Origin of the sequence: Mycobacterium sp. smrl_JER01 (assembly GCF_048513595.2) — a bacterium.
Lineage (GTDB): Bacteria > Actinomycetota > Actinomycetes > Mycobacteriales > Mycobacteriaceae > Mycobacterium.
Genome location: NZ_JBLXXK020000001.1, coordinates 1872649 through 1888659, shown reverse-complemented (window position 1 = coordinate 1888659; position 16011 = coordinate 1872649). Strand labels below are relative to the sequence as shown.

At 63.5% G+C, this 16011-nt stretch carries 12 protein-coding genes; 4 read left to right on the top strand and 8 right to left on the bottom strand.

Annotated features, from left to right (window positions below):
* Positions 1-11: 11 nt before the first annotated feature.
* On the top strand, positions 12-3119 hold the full coding sequence (locus ACNUDN_RS08875) for an MMPL/RND family transporter (protein WP_419121601.1): 3108 nt from the start codon (positions 12-14) through the stop codon (positions 3117-3119).
* A 362-nt stretch (positions 3120-3481) separates the two neighbouring features.
* Here ACNUDN_RS08875 and ACNUDN_RS08870 read toward each other — a convergent pair whose 3' ends face one another.
* Positions 3482-5248, bottom strand: a complete 1767-nt coding sequence (locus ACNUDN_RS08870; protein ID WP_419121600.1) for a DUF3556 domain-containing protein — start codon at positions 5246-5248, stop codon at positions 3482-3484.
* A 335-nt stretch (positions 5249-5583) separates the two neighbouring features.
* Here ACNUDN_RS08870 and ACNUDN_RS08865 point away from each other — a divergent pair, with 335 nt between their 5' ends.
* Complete coding sequence (locus ACNUDN_RS08865) at positions 5584-6234, top strand: TetR/AcrR family transcriptional regulator (protein WP_419121599.1); 651 nt, start codon at positions 5584-5586, stop codon at positions 6232-6234.
* Between the two features lie 104 nt (positions 6235-6338).
* Here ACNUDN_RS08865 and ACNUDN_RS08860 read toward each other — a convergent pair whose 3' ends face one another.
* Positions 6339-7751: a phytoene desaturase family protein gene (locus tag ACNUDN_RS08860; protein WP_419121598.1), complete on the bottom strand. Its 1413-nt coding sequence runs from the start codon at positions 7749-7751 to the stop codon at positions 6339-6341.
* Positions 7752-8245: 494 nt separating this feature from the next.
* On the opposite strand from ACNUDN_RS08860, the gene ACNUDN_RS08855 reads away from it, so the two are divergent.
* Positions 8246-8968, top strand: coding sequence for a cysteine hydrolase family protein (locus ACNUDN_RS08855; protein ID WP_419125074.1), 723 nt, complete (start codon positions 8246-8248; stop codon positions 8966-8968).
* A gap of 8 nt (positions 8969-8976) precedes the next feature.
* The gene (locus tag ACNUDN_RS08850; protein ID WP_419121597.1) at positions 8977-9303 is read left to right on the top strand and encodes a hypothetical protein; all 327 of its coding nucleotides are present in this window, start codon (positions 8977-8979) and stop codon (positions 9301-9303) included.
* 151 nt (positions 9304-9454) lie between these two features.
* Here the strand turns inward: ACNUDN_RS08850 and ACNUDN_RS08845 are convergent, their stop codons facing one another.
* The 6 genes from ACNUDN_RS08845 to ACNUDN_RS08820 all read right to left on the bottom strand — a co-directional run bounded on the left by ACNUDN_RS08845 (position 9455) and on the right by ACNUDN_RS08820 (position 15990).
* Positions 9455-10063 carry a hypothetical protein gene (locus ACNUDN_RS08845; protein WP_419121596.1) on the bottom strand — a complete coding sequence of 203 codons (609 nt, stop codon included), beginning with the start codon at positions 10061-10063 and terminating at the stop codon, positions 9455-9457.
* A 92-nt stretch (positions 10064-10155) separates the two neighbouring features.
* Positions 10156-11772 carry a fatty-acid--CoA ligase FadD8 gene (gene fadD8, locus ACNUDN_RS08840; protein WP_498450150.1) on the bottom strand — a complete coding sequence of 539 codons (1617 nt, stop codon included), beginning with the start codon at positions 11770-11772 and terminating at the stop codon, positions 10156-10158.
* Complete coding sequence (locus tag ACNUDN_RS08835; protein WP_419121594.1) at positions 11769-12683, bottom strand: SDR family oxidoreductase; 915 nt, start codon at positions 12681-12683, stop codon at positions 11769-11771. The genes fadD8 and ACNUDN_RS08835 overlap by 4 nt, the downstream gene beginning before the upstream one ends.
* 62 nt (positions 12684-12745) lie before the next feature.
* Positions 12746-13771, bottom strand: coding sequence for an acyl-CoA dehydrogenase family protein (locus ACNUDN_RS08830; RefSeq protein ID WP_431959706.1), 1026 nt, complete (start codon positions 13769-13771; stop codon positions 12746-12748).
* A gap of 4 nt (positions 13772-13775) precedes the next feature.
* Positions 13776-14930 carry an acyl-CoA dehydrogenase family protein gene (locus ACNUDN_RS08825; RefSeq protein WP_419121591.1) on the bottom strand — a complete coding sequence of 385 codons (1155 nt, stop codon included), beginning with the start codon at positions 14928-14930 and terminating at the stop codon, positions 13776-13778.
* Between the two features lie 52 nt (positions 14931-14982).
* On the bottom strand, positions 14983-15990 hold the full coding sequence (locus tag ACNUDN_RS08820) for an alpha/beta hydrolase (RefSeq protein WP_419121590.1): 1008 nt from the start codon (positions 15988-15990) through the stop codon (positions 14983-14985).
* Positions 15991-16011 lie beyond the last annotated feature (21 nt).

Below are 16011 nucleotides of genomic sequence, written 5' to 3'. Positions count from 1 at the left end.
CTTCACCAGTGATGATAGGGGCTGTCGATGGATCAGCACGCGCAACTCCGCGAAGATCGCGTGACACACCGCGGGCCGTGGAAGCCGCGGTGACCCTTACCGGCGCAGGCGCGCCGCGAAGCGTCGCTACACCGCCCCCGCCACCACGACGCGGCGAATACAGCCCCCGCCTCGCGGCATTGGGCCGGTTCACCATCAGGCACAAAGCGCTCGTGATCGCCACGTGGATCGGTGTCGCTGCCGCACTCGCGGTGGTCTTCCCGCAACTGGAAACGGTGGTCCGCCAGCAATCGGTGCAACTACTGCCCAACGACGTGGCGTCGTTCAGCGCAGTCGAGGACATGGCTGCCGCGTTCGATGAACACGGCGCCAAGACATCGATCGTCGTCGCGATGGAAGATCCGGCTGGGCTCACCCCGTCAATGCGCCAACGCTACGACACGCTGGTCGATGCGCTACGCGCCGACACGGATCATGTCCTTCTGGTTCAAGACCTCCTGGCCGACCCGGACACCAGTTCGCAGGCGATCAGTGAAGACGGCCTAGCCTGGTTCCTACCAGTAGGCATCGCCGGTACGTTCGGCGATCCCACGGCTGCCGCCTCGGTGCAAGCGGTACGCGCGCATGCTGAATCGGTATTCGCCGGGACATCGAGCGCGATCTTCGTCACCGGGCCGGCCGCGACCTTTCACGATCAAACTGCTGCCGGCGAGCACGACGCGACGCTTGTCAAGGTAGCCAGCGCCGTGCTCATCGCGCTGATTCTGTTGCTCGTCTATCGCTCCGTCTTCACCGCACTGCTGCCACTGCTGGTGGTCGGGGTAAGTGTCGCGGTGGCACGGGGCGTGCTGTCGGGCTTCGGTGAGATCGGCATGCCGGTCTCACAGTTCACCTCCATCTTTCTGATCGTCATACTGCTGGGCGCGGGTACCGATTACAGCGTCTTCTTCATCAGTCGATACCACGAACAGCGCCGGCTCGGTGTCGAAGCCGAAGAGGCCATCATCAATGCCTGTGGAAGCATCGGGCGGGTCATCTTGGCCTCGGCCGCGACCGTGGCGCTGGCGCTGGCTTCAATGGTGTTTGCCCGCCTCAGCATCTTCCAGGGCCTGGGCCCAGCCTGCGCCATCGCTGTGCTGATCGGCTTCCTGGCCACCGTCACGCTGCTCCCGCCTGTGATGTCCCTTGCTGCCAGGCGCGGCATCGCTGAACCGCGCGCCGATCTGTCGCGCCGCTATTGGAACCGGATCGCCGTCACAGTGGTGCGACGGCCGAAGCCGATGCTGGTCGCCAGCATGGTGGTACTGCTGGCCCTGACCGGTGTCGCCGCCACCATGACCATCAGCTACGACGACCGTAAAGGGCAGCCCGCCACCACCGACAGCAACCAGGGCTACCAGCTGCTGGACCGGCACTTCGACAAAGACACCGCCATCAGCCAGTTTCTGCTCGTCCAGTCCGAGACCGACATGCGAAGCGCGAAGGGACTGGCCGACCTCGACCAGCTCGCATCGCGTGTCGAGCAGGTCCCCGGGGTCACCCGGGTATCCGGCGTCACCCGTCCCACCGGCGATCGGCTCGAGCAGGCGCAGCTGTCTTGGCAGAACGGCCAGATCGGGGACAAAATGGCCGAGTCCGTCGCCAAGGGCCGGGCCGGTGAAGCAGACCTCGCCAAGCTCACCGACGGGGCAGATCAACTGGCCGGCGGGCTCGCCCAGCTCGACGCCACGCTCCGACACGCTCTGACGCCACTCTCGGGACTGTTGACCCAGGCCGAGGCAGCGGGCCGGGAGTTGCAGGCGGCCCGCCCGCTGGTCGAACAACTCAATGCCGCCGCACCCGCGGTTGATCAGGCACTCCGCAGTGGACCCGAGCTGCGCCCACTGACTCGACAAGCGTCCGCCGCCATCGAAGCCATCGGACCCCTCGCCGAGAGCCTGAACACCACACCGTGGTGTGCCACCACGCCCCAATGCACGCAGCTGCGCGACCAGGCACGGATTCTCGTGACGTTACGGAACGGTGGCTTCTTCGAGTCAGTGGCCGATCTGGGTGACCACATCGGCCGACAAACGACGTTGTCCGACACCATCGGCAGTCTCCAATCCGCCGTCACGACGATGCAGCGAGCGTTGGGCGCGACCGGCAGTCCGACGGACCTCGTGGACAACATGCGCCGCCTCCAAGACGGAGTCGCCCGCCTCGCATCAGGGGCCCAGGCCCTGGCGCTCGGTGTGCACACCCTGGCCGACAGCAACATCCAGATGCTGAGCGGGATGGGACAGATCGCCGTCCAGCTGCAGAATTCCGCCCGGGCCGCAACAGGATCCGACGCCGCTTCGGGGTTCTACCTGCCGCCGAGCAGCTTCGATAATCGCCAATTCAGTGATATGGCAAAGCACTTCATCTCCGCTGATGGACGCACCGCCCGATTCGCGGTGACGTCTGTACATGACCCGTTCTCGGCGGAGGCGATGCAGTTGAACGCCCGCATCATCGACACAGCCGAAGCCGCTACACCGAATACTTCCCTGACCGGCACCTACATTTCGATGGTCGGCTTCCCGGCGGTCAATTCGGACCTGCAGCAGTTGTTGTCAGCGGATTTCCTCAGCCTCGGTGTGGCAACGCTGATAGTGGTCGGCATCGTCTTGATCCTGTTGTTGCGCGCCATCATCGCCCCCCTCTATCTTCTGGGGACTGTGGTGCTGAACTACGCGGCGGCGCTGGGCATCGGAGTGCTGGTGTTTCAGTACGGATTCGGACAAGCCATCGCCTGGCCGGTACCGCTGCTGGCCTTCATCCTGCTCGTTGCAGTCGGTGCCGATTACAACATGCTGCTCATCTCACGACTGCGAGAAGAGTCCAGCCGCAACACGCGGATCGGTGTGCTGCGTACCGTCGCGAGTACCGGATCCGTCATCACCTCAGCGGGAATCATCTTTGCGGTCAGCATGTTCGGCCTGATGACCGGATCGGTCGACATCATGGTCCAGGCCGGCTTCATCCTCGGCTGCGGGCTTCTGCTGGACACCTTCGTCGTCCGCACACTGACGGTGCCGGCCATCGCCACCCTGCTCCGGGAGGCGAGTTGGTGGCCGGACCGGTCGCATCGGTGACCGGCCATGCCCGCGCCGCACCGTTCTGTCAGGCAGCCGGATCGGAGAACCCAACGCAGGACGCACGATCTCCCCCGCGGGTGATCACCCGTCCGCCATCGTCGCCTTTCTTCGTCATTGCTGGTCGTGTCGAGTGATGGCCCGGCGGCGAGCGATCTCCGTAGTCTCGCAACGGCGGTCGAGTGAGGCGGCCCAGATCGTGGTGGCTTCAGGCCCGAACCCGTGAAGTGGGGAAGGCTGAGTCACAATGGCATGGGTCGACGCAAACGGGACGGCGGCTTTGCTTGCGATTGCCGGTGCAAAGCACCGAGCGGGCGACTCGTCACGGTAGGCGACCACTAGCAGCCAACCAGGCGGTCCGCTTACCCGGCTAAGTGGCGAACGCGCTTGTATCTCGGGCGGCGCCAGGTCGCCTGGAATGGCACCGGGCCGTTCGGAATCCAGGGTTGTTCGGAGATCAGGTCATCGATGCGGACTCTGCCGCGTTCGATCACACCCACCGCCGCGTCGATCACCAGATACTCCTGGGACTGCCTGTGGATCGGTTGCGACTCGATGTAGGTGATGATCAACTCCCCCGGCTCGAAGTGACACCGCCGCTGCACCGCCTCGATCAACCGCGGGCCGTACAGGTGCCCGTCCCCGAAGTTCCAGCCGAGCAACACGCCGGCCATCTGGTCGCCGTCGAACATGCCGTAGGTGTCGATGTCGGGACCGAGCGTGCACAACAGCAGCGAATTGTGCGCCCGTCCGTGCGCATGGAGCGAGCGGAAACATGTAGAGATCCCGGCGGTGAAGTCTGCGTTGTCGCCCAATCCTGCCGCGACCAGCTGGCGGCGGATGGTCAGGGCGGGCTTGACGACGTGGTCGTCGATCTTGTGCTCGGCGCCCGGGGCGAACGCCCAGATGCTGGTGCACCAGTTCCCGGCGTATTGGCGCATCGCGGGAAGGAACGACACCAGATCGGGACGAAGATTGCCCAGGATCGGGAAGAACGTCAGACCCACCACACACAACACCAACAGCCAGGGATTCATATTCAGAACCCCGAAACCGTCCCCGGCAGGGAAGGTGAGGAACAAGAACGCGGTGATGTACATGAACAACGCGTTCCATTCCAACGGATTCGCCGCCGGAAAGGTCGCGATGATGGTCAGGTGGAAACCGATCATCAGCACCACCGCCGCCAGGGTCACCCACTTGTTGGTCGACAACAGCAGCACCAGCGGGGTGATGATCTCCACGAAAGTCCCCAGCACGTGCGCGATCATCGCCGCCGGCCGTGACGGCCGCAGATCCTCGGGATAAGAACGGAAGAAGATCGGCTTGATCCGCCGCGGCATCCACGGCGCATTGCACATCATCGGGGGGATGACGAACGCGAAGTTTTTCGTCAGCTTCGACACCCCGGCAGCCACCCACACCAACACGATCAACAGCTTGGCCGCCACCACCATGTCGACCGGCGGGAAGAAGGAAAAGAAGATCAACGCGGGCAGATACTGCTCACCACGCGCCGCCAGGAACGCCACCTTGTCCCGCAAGCCCAACAACACCAGCAACACCACCGCCGGCACCACACTCCACGGCCGCACCAAACCGTGCTCGACAGGCAGATCACCGGTCCCCTCCCCCGGCAACACCAGCGCCACAACCAGACTCACGATCAACACCAGATACAGCCCGACGTCGACGGCAGTCCGCTCATCGCCACGAGTCAACGGCACATGATCCGGCCACGGCGGCTGACGGATCGTGCGGCGCCGCGCGAAGTAGAGGTAGCCACCGACCCGCGGCGTGAAGTGAAGCGACAGCGGACCCCACGCCCCGCCCAATCCGGTCACCTCGAGTAGAACGGTCCACAGGACGAGCTTCTGGTAGACGATGAACTCCGGCCACCACGACGCCAGGTCCAACGGATTCAGACCCGAGGTCAGCGTGGCCACCACGACACCGCCCACCACGTACAGCGCGGCCAACTTGGCGATATAGATCAGAATGACGACTTTCGGTAGACCCCAGCCGAACTCCGCTGCGAACAGGCATCCCAGCTTGACGCGCTCCAGATACGGCCGCGCCAAGAAATTCTTCGTGTCATACCCTGGCAACGTCGGTTGCAAGAATCCCATCGTCCCGCGTCTCCTTACATCGACCTTGACTTGAGCGCCTCCGGACCGCTGAGGCATAGACGACCGCATCGACCGCTGTTGGTTGGTCTCACCTCTCCCCGGGAACGGATTCATCTCAGAAGCCAGTCTTTACTGTCTGGCGTGAAGACGTGAGTGCTCACCACAGAGGTGAACTGCTCACAGTGTCTCCTTCGGAGATCAACAATCCGCGGTGTACGGGCGACACCGCTGAAGGCCAGGCGTTTTGCCGCGCCGTGGTCACAAGTAGGGCTGTGCCCTAGAGTACAAAGTGAGCTACTGCTCATGTCAAGGAAATCATCGCGTCGGGAGTCGCAGTGTCGTCACCGAACATCCGCAGGCCCGCACGAGCAGCGAGTTCCGTTCGGCGAACGCCGACCCAGGAGCGGTCACTCGCACTTGTCCGCAAGGTGCTGGAAGCCACTGCTCAGGTTTTGGCCGACGTCGGGCTTGACGGGATGAGCACCAACAAGATCGCCGCCCGCGCGGGAGTTTCGATCGGGTCGGTGTACCAGTATTTTCCCAACAAAGAGGCTTTACTCGACGCGCTTGTCGATGACCGGGTCAAGCGCTTGGAAGCGCTGGCCGCCGGACGAATGGAGGCCTATCAGACCCATTCCTACGCGGACGCCACCGAGGCGATGCTGCGGGCCACCATCGAGTTCTGCACCACGGAACCACAACTGGCATCCATACTTTTCGCACGCATCGCTGTACCACCGAACACTGCCTGCCACGTTTCCGCCGCCAGGAACGTCTTGGGCGTGACACGGTCATACCTGCTTCGACACGGTGACGAACTGGGGGTTCCTGATGTCGATCTGGCGGCGACCATGTCGACACATGTGATTGCTCACTTCGCCCCCTGGATCGCGCTGTCGATCGAGCCGGAAGTAGAGCGCGAGCGGATGATCGAAGAGGTCGTCCGGATGTTGTCGCTGTGGATCACAGCACCCCGACAGCGGTGACGCGATGCTTCCAGATCCACCCGGCTCTCGATGGATGGAAGAATGTGCGCCACCGCCTCCTGAGGAATCGAAAACCCTGTGGCCCCTGGACGAGCCGAGACCGACTACCCCAACCGGCGTAGCGCGGCACGCGCGGCAAGGTGTCCACACATGCCATGCACCCCACCCCCTGGCGGGGTAGAGGAAGAGCACAGGAAGTAGGAACCCACTCCGAGCCAGTACGGATCGGCGGACAGTCGAGGCCTGGCGATGAATGACGCGATGTCCATGGCGCCGCCATTGATGTCACCGCCGACATTGTTGGGGTTGTCTCGTTCGAGATCGGCCGGCGTCTGCACGGCCGTCGCGGCGATCCGCTCGCGGAACCCCGGCGCAAAACGCTCGATCTGGCTGACAATCGCTTGCGTGGCGTCACCGGTATACCCGTGCGGCACGTGAGCGTACGCGTATATGGGCACCATGTCGCCGGAACCGCGGCCGGGATCCATCAGTGCTTGCTGACCGATGACGAGGAAAGGCCGCTCCGGCATCTGTCCGCGCGCAGTCGCGCGTTCGGCCACGACCACTTCCCGCTCGCTACCGCACACATGCAACGTACCTGCACGGCGGGCGTAGGGACTCGTCCACGGGATCCCTTGATGCACAGCGAAGTCGACCTTGAACGCTGCCGGACCGTAATGATGCCTGTCTAATGCCCGGCGGACACGCAGGGGCATGCGATCGCCGAGCAGCTTCATCGGAAGACGCGGACCGGTGTCAAACATGACGAGGTCGTAGCCGGCGATCTGAGCGGCTGCATCGATGCTGACCCCCGTCTCGATTCGCCCACCCAATGAACGCAGAACTCCGACCAAGCCGTCGGCCAGCCGCCCGGTGCCTCCGACGACACACGGCCAACCGTAGCGATGCGCCACCGCACCGAACATCAATGCCAGCGCCGACGTCGGCGGTCGGTTCAGAGGTACCCACGTGTGGGCTGCGTTTCCGGCGAACAACGCACGCGCCTGCGGGGTGCGGAATATGCGTGACAACGCCGTCGCCGGAATCATCGCAGGAATACCGAAAATTCCTAATCGAAACGGCCGCCGGGGGATTTTGACCATCGGCGACAGCAGATCATCAGCAAGGAGGTCGTAATTCTCGGACAACCACCCGAACAGAGCACGCCAGCGCCGTCCGTCATCACCCAGCGCGGTCGCAGTGGCGTCCAAAGATCTGTAAAGCACCCCTGCTTCGCCGCCGTCGAGCGGATGCACCAGATCGACTTCCGGCCAGGCCCACCGCACACCATGCGGTTCCAGATCCAAAGATCGCATGAACGGTGACGACACCGCGGTGGGCACGATTGCAGCGCAATGATCGTGGATCAGGCCGGGCACGGTCTGCTCACTGGAGCGTAGACCTCCGCCGAGGGTCGCCGCCGCCTCGGCAACCGTGACCTCGATACCTTCCTTGGCAAGTGTGATGCCGGCTGCGAGCCCGTTGGGTCCAGAACCGATCACGAGTGCTGATGTCATCGAGATTCCACCGTCCGGGTTCTGGGTGCCGTCCTCACCCTCTGGGCGCGAACGCTTTTGCCACGCAGGGCAGATTTGACGCGCAATGGCGAGGGTCTTCCGCTGAGTGTATGTATACCGGTCGGCGACGACAGTCGTCCACCATTCACCTGCCCCTTCTCAACGCTTCGCTGCGGGCAACTCATCTCATCGCCTATCACTACTCGGCGGTGTGAATCGGCGTTCAAGGGCGCCCGGTGATGTGACGCGCGGTGATGACGAGAGCACACGCAGGTATCTCACCCCGCGCTCTGCGATCGTGTCGAGAGCCGTCTCGACGAGCTGTCGACAACGTTGCTCGCGGCGTGCATCAGCGGTCAGACCGCGGTACATGGCCATCGGAGCAGAGACACCTCTCGTAGCGAAAGGGCTTGCAATAGCTGATCCTTTGGTGAACACTAACGATATCACCGTATTGGTGAAGCGCTTCACCACCGATAGTGAGGACAGTGAAGATGCCGACCGGTCAATTGCTGATGCAGTCCGTGGTGCGCCATCTCACGGCTCGCCTGACATCCCGAAACCAGGATGAGAGCGAGTCCGCCCGGCACTACTCAGGCTTTTCGGCGCTCCAGGAACTCGACCCGAGGGAGTGCGCGCTTCTGGTCCTAGGATGCCAGGCAAGCGACTTCGACGACCACGTCGATTCCCTCCAGACCCTCAACAGGATCAGCGCCGCCGTAGATGCCATCCGGCGACTCTGCGGCGAGGTGATCTTCTCACCGCTTGCTTTGGACTCCCTTGAAAGACAGATTATCCCGCCGACCAATCGAGAATTCTCCGCCCTTGCACTCGACAGGCGGTTCCAGCACGGTGCTCCGTGCGCCGAGATCCACCCTGCAGTCGGTGTACGGCCAGACGATGCCGTCGTCCGGAGGACACGGCTGGGCGCGTTCGCGACCACAGAACTCGACATACATCTGACGAACTGCGGGGTGACGACGCTGTTCATTTCAGGTGTGGAAACCAGTGGCGCGGTGTTGTCCACAGTCCGCGAAGCCGCCGACCGGGACTATCGCCTTATCCTGTTGGCCGACTGCATATCCGACTGCGACACGGCCAAGCATCAGCTTCTCTTCGAGCAGATCTTTCCCCGCCAGGCAGAGATCACGACCGCCGACATATTGGCACGGCAACTGCGCAGGAACTCGATCGCGATGCGTTCGACCACAGCGTAGGACACGACATGAAGACATTCGGGGCCACCGTCAAGAGGACGAAACTGATGAACAAATTCGACCGCAACCTGGTTGACTACGTATTGCTGTGGACACCATTCGGGGGACCTCCGGAGGAGGAGATCCTCCCCCGGTTCGGTTTTCAACCGGCACAGCTCAATCGGCGATTCCGCCGGATTGTGCGCCGGATGATCAATGCCGAACAGGGCCTCAACGAGTCGGACAGGGAACTTCTCGCCGCAGTTCGCCGCGCCTATCCCGACATCTTCGACGACAGCGGCGTCGCTTCGCCGCCTGCGCAGAGCGTCGTTCCCGTTGGGCATTCGGCAGGCTGAGGCCCCCGGCTACGTGATCCACCGCCGATACAGTGCGGCTATTTCTCTGGTAGATGGTTTCCTGTAAAACGCTGTGACTCGTGCGGATCTGCAGGCTCCGCCCAAGAGGCTGCCCGGACATCGACACACAAACCGCGCCGTCACATGAGCTTCACACCACCGGGTCGCCTTTGAGACGGTCAAAACGTCTACGCACCATAGGGACTCGCTTTCCCCAACCGCGGATCGGATCGACCGTTTTGGCGAACGCCAGCGACGAATCGTCGAAGCGTCTCAGGAAGTGCTCGATCCTGTCGAGCACCGGACTCAACTGAGCGATCATGGGCGCGAGCTGCTCGACCGCCGGGGCGATAGTGGTTATCGCTGGTGTCAGCGCGGCTACCGAGGGCTCCGCACTGTCGAGCACCGGGGCCAACTGGGCAATGTGCGGCTCCAGACGCTCCAATACGGGTGCGACGCGGTTGACCGTCGCCTCGAGGCTTTCGATGACCGGCACCGCATCAGCGATTGTCGATACGGACACGACGAGACGCTCGATCAGGCCGTCGTTTGCGATAAGACGTTCCAGGAACCCGTCATCAGTGAGAATCCGGTACACCAAGCCACCTGGCGCCAGCGTCCGATCGATCAAACCGCCCCGCGACAGCGCCTGAGCGAGTGCCCGGTCGCCGTCGCCCAGCGAAGCAAGCCGGGCGATGATTTGCAAGAACCCGGCAGGTGTCACCGATCTTGTCATGCCGCAGGCGATATGAGCGGTCACGCTCGACATTCTCCGGGGTAACGCGGTCGACCGTTCGACCACCGCCCGACCGAACACGAGCGCGCTGTGCGTCATCCCCGCATTCGCGCATGTCAACCGACGGCGCGGGGTGCACCCGACCAGAACTGCGCCCGTAAGGCCTTCTTGTCGGGCTTCCCCAGGGCCGTCATCGGAAGCGATTCGGCGATGATCACCTGCTTGGGCGATTGCACAGATCCCTTGCGCTCCTTGACTGCCGCCTGAATCTCCGCAGTAAGGACGGCCACGGCTTGCTCGTCTGACGGAACGTCGGGACGCAACACCACCACCGCGGTGACTGCTTCGCCCCATCTCTCATCGGGAGTACCGATCACACAGACTTGTGCGACCGAGGCATGCTCGGCGACAACATCTTCCACCTCGCGCGGGAACACGTTGAACCCGCCGGTGACAATCATGTCCTTGGTTCGGTCGACGATGTACCAAAAGCCATCTTCATCCTCGCGGGCGAGGTCACCAGTGTGCAGCCAGCCATCACGGAACGTCTCGGCCGTGACTTCGGGCAGGTTCCAATAGCCTCCGGACAGCAGCGCCCCCGATACACAGATCTCACCAACCTCGCCGCGCAGCACCGGCTGGCCATCACCGTCGAGTAAAGCGGTACGGGCAAAGAGTGTCGGCTTGCCGCAGGAGGTCACCCGTTGGTCGTCGTGGTCACCCTTGGCCAGGTAGCTGATCACCATGGGGGCTTCTGCCTGACCGTAGAACTGCGCGAAGATCGGACCGAACCGTCGGATGGCCTCCTTCAAGCGGACCGGGTTCATCGCCGAGGCGCCGTAATAGACCGTTTCCAGTGAAGACAGGTCCCGGGTGTGGCTGTCGGGGTGATCCATCAAGGCGTAAATCATCGACGGCACAAGCATCGTGGCCGTGATAGCTTTCTCCTCGATCGTCTTGAGCACTTCTGCCGGGTCGAAGGTGGGCAGCACGATCATCTCGCCGCCTTTGACCACCGTCGGTACGAAGAAGGTCGCTCCCGCGTGCGACAACGGAGTGCACATCAGAAAGCGGGGGCGATCCGGCCATTCCCACTCCGCCAGCTGGATGGTCGTCATCGTGGTGACGCACTGCGCCGTCCCGATCACGCCCTTGGGTCTGCCGGTCGTACCTCCGGTGTAAGCCAGACCGACAATGTGGTCCGGCTCCAACTCTGCCGCAACCAGGGGCTCAGGAGCGTATCTCGCTGCATCGGCTGTCAGATCGACGGCGACGCCGGCCAACTGCTCGGGCACAGGGCCGATCGTCAGAATCTGCTTGAGGCAAGGCACTCTGTCCAACAAGGCGTGTGCCCGTTCCGTGAAGGCCGGATTGGGATCGATGATCAGCGAGGTGACTTCAGCGTCGTTCAACGCGTATGCGTGATCATCGAGCGACCCCAACGGATGCAGGGCGATGCGACGGTGACCACTGGCTTGCGCGGTGCCGCTGATGATCAACACCTCTGGCCGATTCATGGACAGAAGGCCGGTGGTGGAACCGCTGCCGGCTCCGAGTGCCTCCAACGCCTGAAGGTACTGGCTGATCCGTTCGGAAAGCTGCCCTCCGGTCAGTGTGGTCTCTCCGAGGACCAGAACCGGCCTGTCCGCATTGCGTTTGAGAGCGCCGACCATGAGGTGACCGGAATGTACTGGAGATCTGAGCAGGTCATTGCCTGCATCTGCGTTACTCACACCGGATCCCAACTGAACACGTCATGCGCGCCTTCTGGTGGTGTCAGGCTCGAGCGCATTGCCGGAAGCGCCTCACTTGCAAGGAGTTCAGCGGTCCATCCGCCGTCTTTCTGCATCGACCGCACAGGCCGGGGCTGATCGAAGAGGTAGATCTCATTTCGCCTGATCCCGAACACCTGGCCGGTGACTTCCCGGGCAGCATCCGATGCCAGAAAAACCGCCAACGGAGCCACCTTCTCGGGTGTCATCGTTTTGAGTTTGGCAGTGGTGGCCGGGTCGAGCGGGACCGATCCCGCCATGCGACTCCATGCCCACGGGGCTATGCAGTTTGACCTGACGTCGAAGCGCTGCATCTCGAGGGCGATCGATCGGGATAGGGCGACAACGCCGGCCTTCGCCGCCGAATAGTTGGCCTGCCCGATTGTCCCGATCAGACCGACGACGCTCGTCAGGTGGACAAAACTGCCGCCGCGCTGTTCGCGGAACACCTCAGCAGCAGCGCGGCTGACGTAGAACACACCGGTGAGATGCGTGTTCAGCACCGCCTCCCAGTCACCGCCGGACATCTTGTGGAACATCGCGTCGCGCAAGATCCCGGCGCAGTTGATGACGATGTCCAATTGGCCGAATTCGTCCTGGGCCGTTCTGATGATGTCCCGCGCGCTGTCCCAGGTGCTGACGTCGTGGCCGTCCACGACGGCAGAACCACCGTCGGCACGGATGGCGTTCACCGTCTCTTCGGCCGGGCCCGCCGATGCGCCCTCACCGCTGACGGACGCACCGAGATCGTTCACCACCACCGACGCACCCGCTGCGGCAAGTGCGCGAGCGATCGCCCGTCCGATTCCCCCTCCCGCGCCCGTCACCATTGCGACGCGGCCGTCCAGACGCACCGTGTCCTTCGCTTCCATAGATCGTCGCCCTTTCTGGACTACTGTTGATTCGGCATGCGATTCGGCCGTCATCGTGAACGTCAGCCGCTGGTCGTCGTCCGGCTCTCGATCAACTTCGCGCCGAGTTCTTCTCGGTGTTCATACGAGGCCCCGTGCGCACGTTCCAGCGCTGCACAGCGTTTGAGCCAGAGGTGCAGATCGTGCTCCCAGGTGAATCCGATGCCGCCGTGCACCTGGAGTGCCGTGGCATTCACCTGCGACCCGGCAGCGCTGGCGGCCCCCTTGGCCGCATGGCACATTGCAAGCGCATCGTCTGTTCCATGGGCGAGCGCATAGGCCGCCGCCCAAGTGAGGGACCGTGCGGCCTCGATCGCGACAGCGGAGTCGGCGAGTTTGTGTTTGATCGCCTGGAATGAACCGATCACTTTTCCGAACTGCTCCCGCTGCATCGAGTAGGACACAGTCATGTCCAGCAGCGCTTGCGCACATCCGACCAGCTGTGCTGCAGCTCCCACGTATGCGGCAGCGTTGGCGTACTGCAACGCTTCGGGATCCTCTGTCAGTACAGTGGACGCGTCGAGATCGAAGGCAGCCCGGGCAAGGCATCGGGTGGGATCCTGCGCAGATACCGCGGACCAGCTGATGCTCTGCGCGGGAACCAGATGCAACACGTGACCATCGGCCACCAGTACCGCATCGGACACCTCACCATAAGTGACCAGATCCTGATCCCCCAAGCTGACGGACAGCAGCGCGGACCCGCCGGAAACTCCCGGCAGCCAACGTTGTTGAATCTCCGTGCCGGCGTAGCGACCGATCACCGCCGCCACCACCGCTGTTTCGCTCACCGGTCCAGGTGCTGCGGCTCGGCCCAGCTCCTCGAGCGCGAGTACCTGTTCGATATAGGAGGCCCCGGCGCCACCGAATTCCTCGGGCACCACCAATCCCAGCGCACCCAGCGCGGCCAGCTCCGACCAAAGGTTGGTCACCAGCGGTTCGGGATCGTCCCATGCCGCCCGGACCGCGCCGGCAGGCACTCGACGTTCTACGAGTGCCCGCATGGCATCACGGAATTCGACCTGTTCGTCGGTCAGATCAAACAGCATCGTGTCATCCCTTCGGCAGGCCGAGCACCCGCTCGGCGATTATGTTGCGCTGGATCTCCGTTGTGCCGGCGTAGATCAACGCAGCACGCGAGGTCCAGTACCGTGCCCTGAACAGCGGAGGGGCTTGGTCGCCGTCGGCGCCGTCCTCGAGTTCGGCCGCCGGACCCAGCACCCGCATACCCAACTCGTAGATGCGGTTCTGCATCTGAGACCAACACAGCTTGCCCATCGCTGCCTGCGGACCCGGGTTCTTGTGCCGGGCCAATTCGGACAGGGTGCGCAGCGACATATACCGGTACGCCTCGATCGCCTCGTGGATGGCACCGACCTCCTCGCGGATCCTGGGGTCGGACCGCAGGTGGGCGGGCAACATGTCCACCACTTCGCGCAATGCGCTGGCGAAGATCTCGGCCGACGTTCCGGCCCCCCTCTCATGGCTCAGGGTGCGCGTGGCTACCTTCCAACCGTTGCCGATCCCGCCGACGACGTTCTCCATCGGCACGGCCACGTCGGTCAAGAAGACTTCGCCGAACTCGCGCTGCCCGTTGATCTGCACGATGGGGCGTACTTCCACGCCGGGGTCTTTCATATCGATCATCACGAATGTCAGACCGCGATGTTTCGGTGCGTCCGGATCAGTGCGAACGAGCGTGAACATCCAGTCCGCCCACAGCGAGTAAGACGTCCAGATCTTCTGGCCGTTCACCAGGATCCCGCTCTCGCCTACCTCGCCGCGGGTGCGCACCGACGCGAGGTCGCTGCCTGCAGAGGGCTCGCTGAACCCCTGGCACCAGAGGTCGTCACAGGACAGGATTCGCGAGAGCCACCGTGCCTGCTGTTCCTGACTGCCTACGTCGATGAGGGTCGGGCCGGCCAGTGCCAGCCCCAAGCGGTTGAGACGCTCCGGCGCGCCGGCCCGGATGTACTCCTCGAAGAACAATGCGGTGCACAACGGGTCCATCCCGCGGCCTCCGTAGGCGGCCGGCCAGTGGACGGCAGCCAGGCCAGCGGCGAAAAGCTTCTTCTCCCATTCACGATGGGCCTCCACGCCTTCTTTGCTGTCCATCGGCGGAAGCTCTTCCCGAGGATTGTTCGCAGCGAGCCAGTCACGGGCCTCGTCGCGAAATGCCCGCTGGACGGCGTCGAGCTCTAAATCCACCACAATCACCTAACTTTCTTGTGTGCATCGGCGAACGCCGCCGCGTCGACTATCAGAGGTACTTGCGCAGGTGTTCCACGAGGCCTCGTCGAAACTCCCGCATCGTCGGCGCCGTGGCGGCCATTACGTCGGCACCGTGATACATCCCCGGAACGGTGACGAGTTCGCATGGCACTCCGGCTGCTTCCAGTGCCCGGGCGTAGGCGACAGCTTCGTCATAGAACAGGTCGAGGTCACCCACGCCGACCCATGCCGGCGCCAAACCGGCCAAGTCGGTGCGCCGCGCAGGCACCGCATATTCAGGTGCATCCGTCAAACGCGGCGGGCGTCCCAGGTAGGCCGTCCAACCAAAAACATTGGACTGAGGCGTCCACACGAACCGCCCCCGGTCACCGTGACCGCCACGTAACGTTGTGCGGTCGTCGAGCATCGGATAAACAAGCCCCTGAGCGCGCACCTCGATTCCCTCGTCATGGGCGCGTTGTGCTACCGCTGCCGACAGTCCACCACCGGCGCTGGCACCGGCAAGAGCGACACGTCCGGGGTCGACGCCCAGTTCGTCGGCGTTGAGGTGAATCCACCGCAGCACCGCCATACAGTCGTCGAGCGCTGCAGGAAAAGGATGTTCGGGCGCCAGTCGGTACCGCGGTGAGATCACGACGGCGTCCAGTTCGCGTGCGAGCTGGCCACTCAGCGGTGCCTCGATTTGAGGAGATCCCATGATGGTGCCACCCGCGTGCAGGTGCAGCACCGCCGCGCGAGGGCTACGCGCCGTCGGTGTCGGCCGGGTGACGAGTACCGGCACCGGGGGATGACCCGGGACGACGGCCTTGTCCACCCGCACACCGGGTCCGGGTCTGCCAGGGACCCTGAACACCAAACGATTCACCGGCAGCGATCTCGGTGTCACATTCTGGGTGAGAAACGGCAGGGCCGGGGTACGCAACTCCGCGGGCACGTTACCTAGGGCAGACCGAACCGCAGCGCCGCGCCGGACGACCCAGGCGGCGCCCAATGCGGTGATCGCCAAAGCGGTTTTGAACCGCCGGGTCAGCGTCATCGCAGCCCACCCAGATGCCTA

Bases quoted from the DNA above. Each gene is read 5' to 3' on its own strand.
- ACNUDN_RS08860 (WP_419121598.1), bottom strand. From the start codon at position 7,751: ATGACATCAGCACTCGTGATCGGTTCTGGACCCAACGGGCTCGCAGCC.
- ACNUDN_RS08850 (WP_419121597.1), top strand. From the start codon at position 8,977: ATGAAGACATTCGGGGCCACCGTCAAGAGGACGAAACTGATGAACAAA.
- ACNUDN_RS08820 (WP_419121590.1), bottom strand. From the start codon at position 15,990: ATGACGCTGACCCGGCGGTTCAAAACCGCTTTGGCGATCACCGCATTG.
- ACNUDN_RS08830 (WP_431959706.1), bottom strand. From the start codon at position 13,771: ATGCTGTTTGATCTGACCGACGAACAGGTCGAATTCCGTGATGCCATG.
- ACNUDN_RS08835 (WP_419121594.1), bottom strand. From the start codon at position 12,683: ATGGAAGCGAAGGACACGGTGCGTCTGGACGGCCGCGTCGCAATGGTG.
- ACNUDN_RS08855 (WP_419125074.1), top strand. From the start codon at position 8,246: ATGCCGACCGGTCAATTGCTGATGCAGTCCGTGGTGCGCCATCTCACG.
- ACNUDN_RS08870 (WP_419121600.1), bottom strand. From the start codon at position 5,248: ATGGGATTCTTGCAACCGACGTTGCCAGGGTATGACACGAAGAATTTC.
- ACNUDN_RS08875 (WP_419121601.1), top strand. From the start codon at position 12: ATGATAGGGGCTGTCGATGGATCAGCACGCGCAACTCCGCGAAGATCG.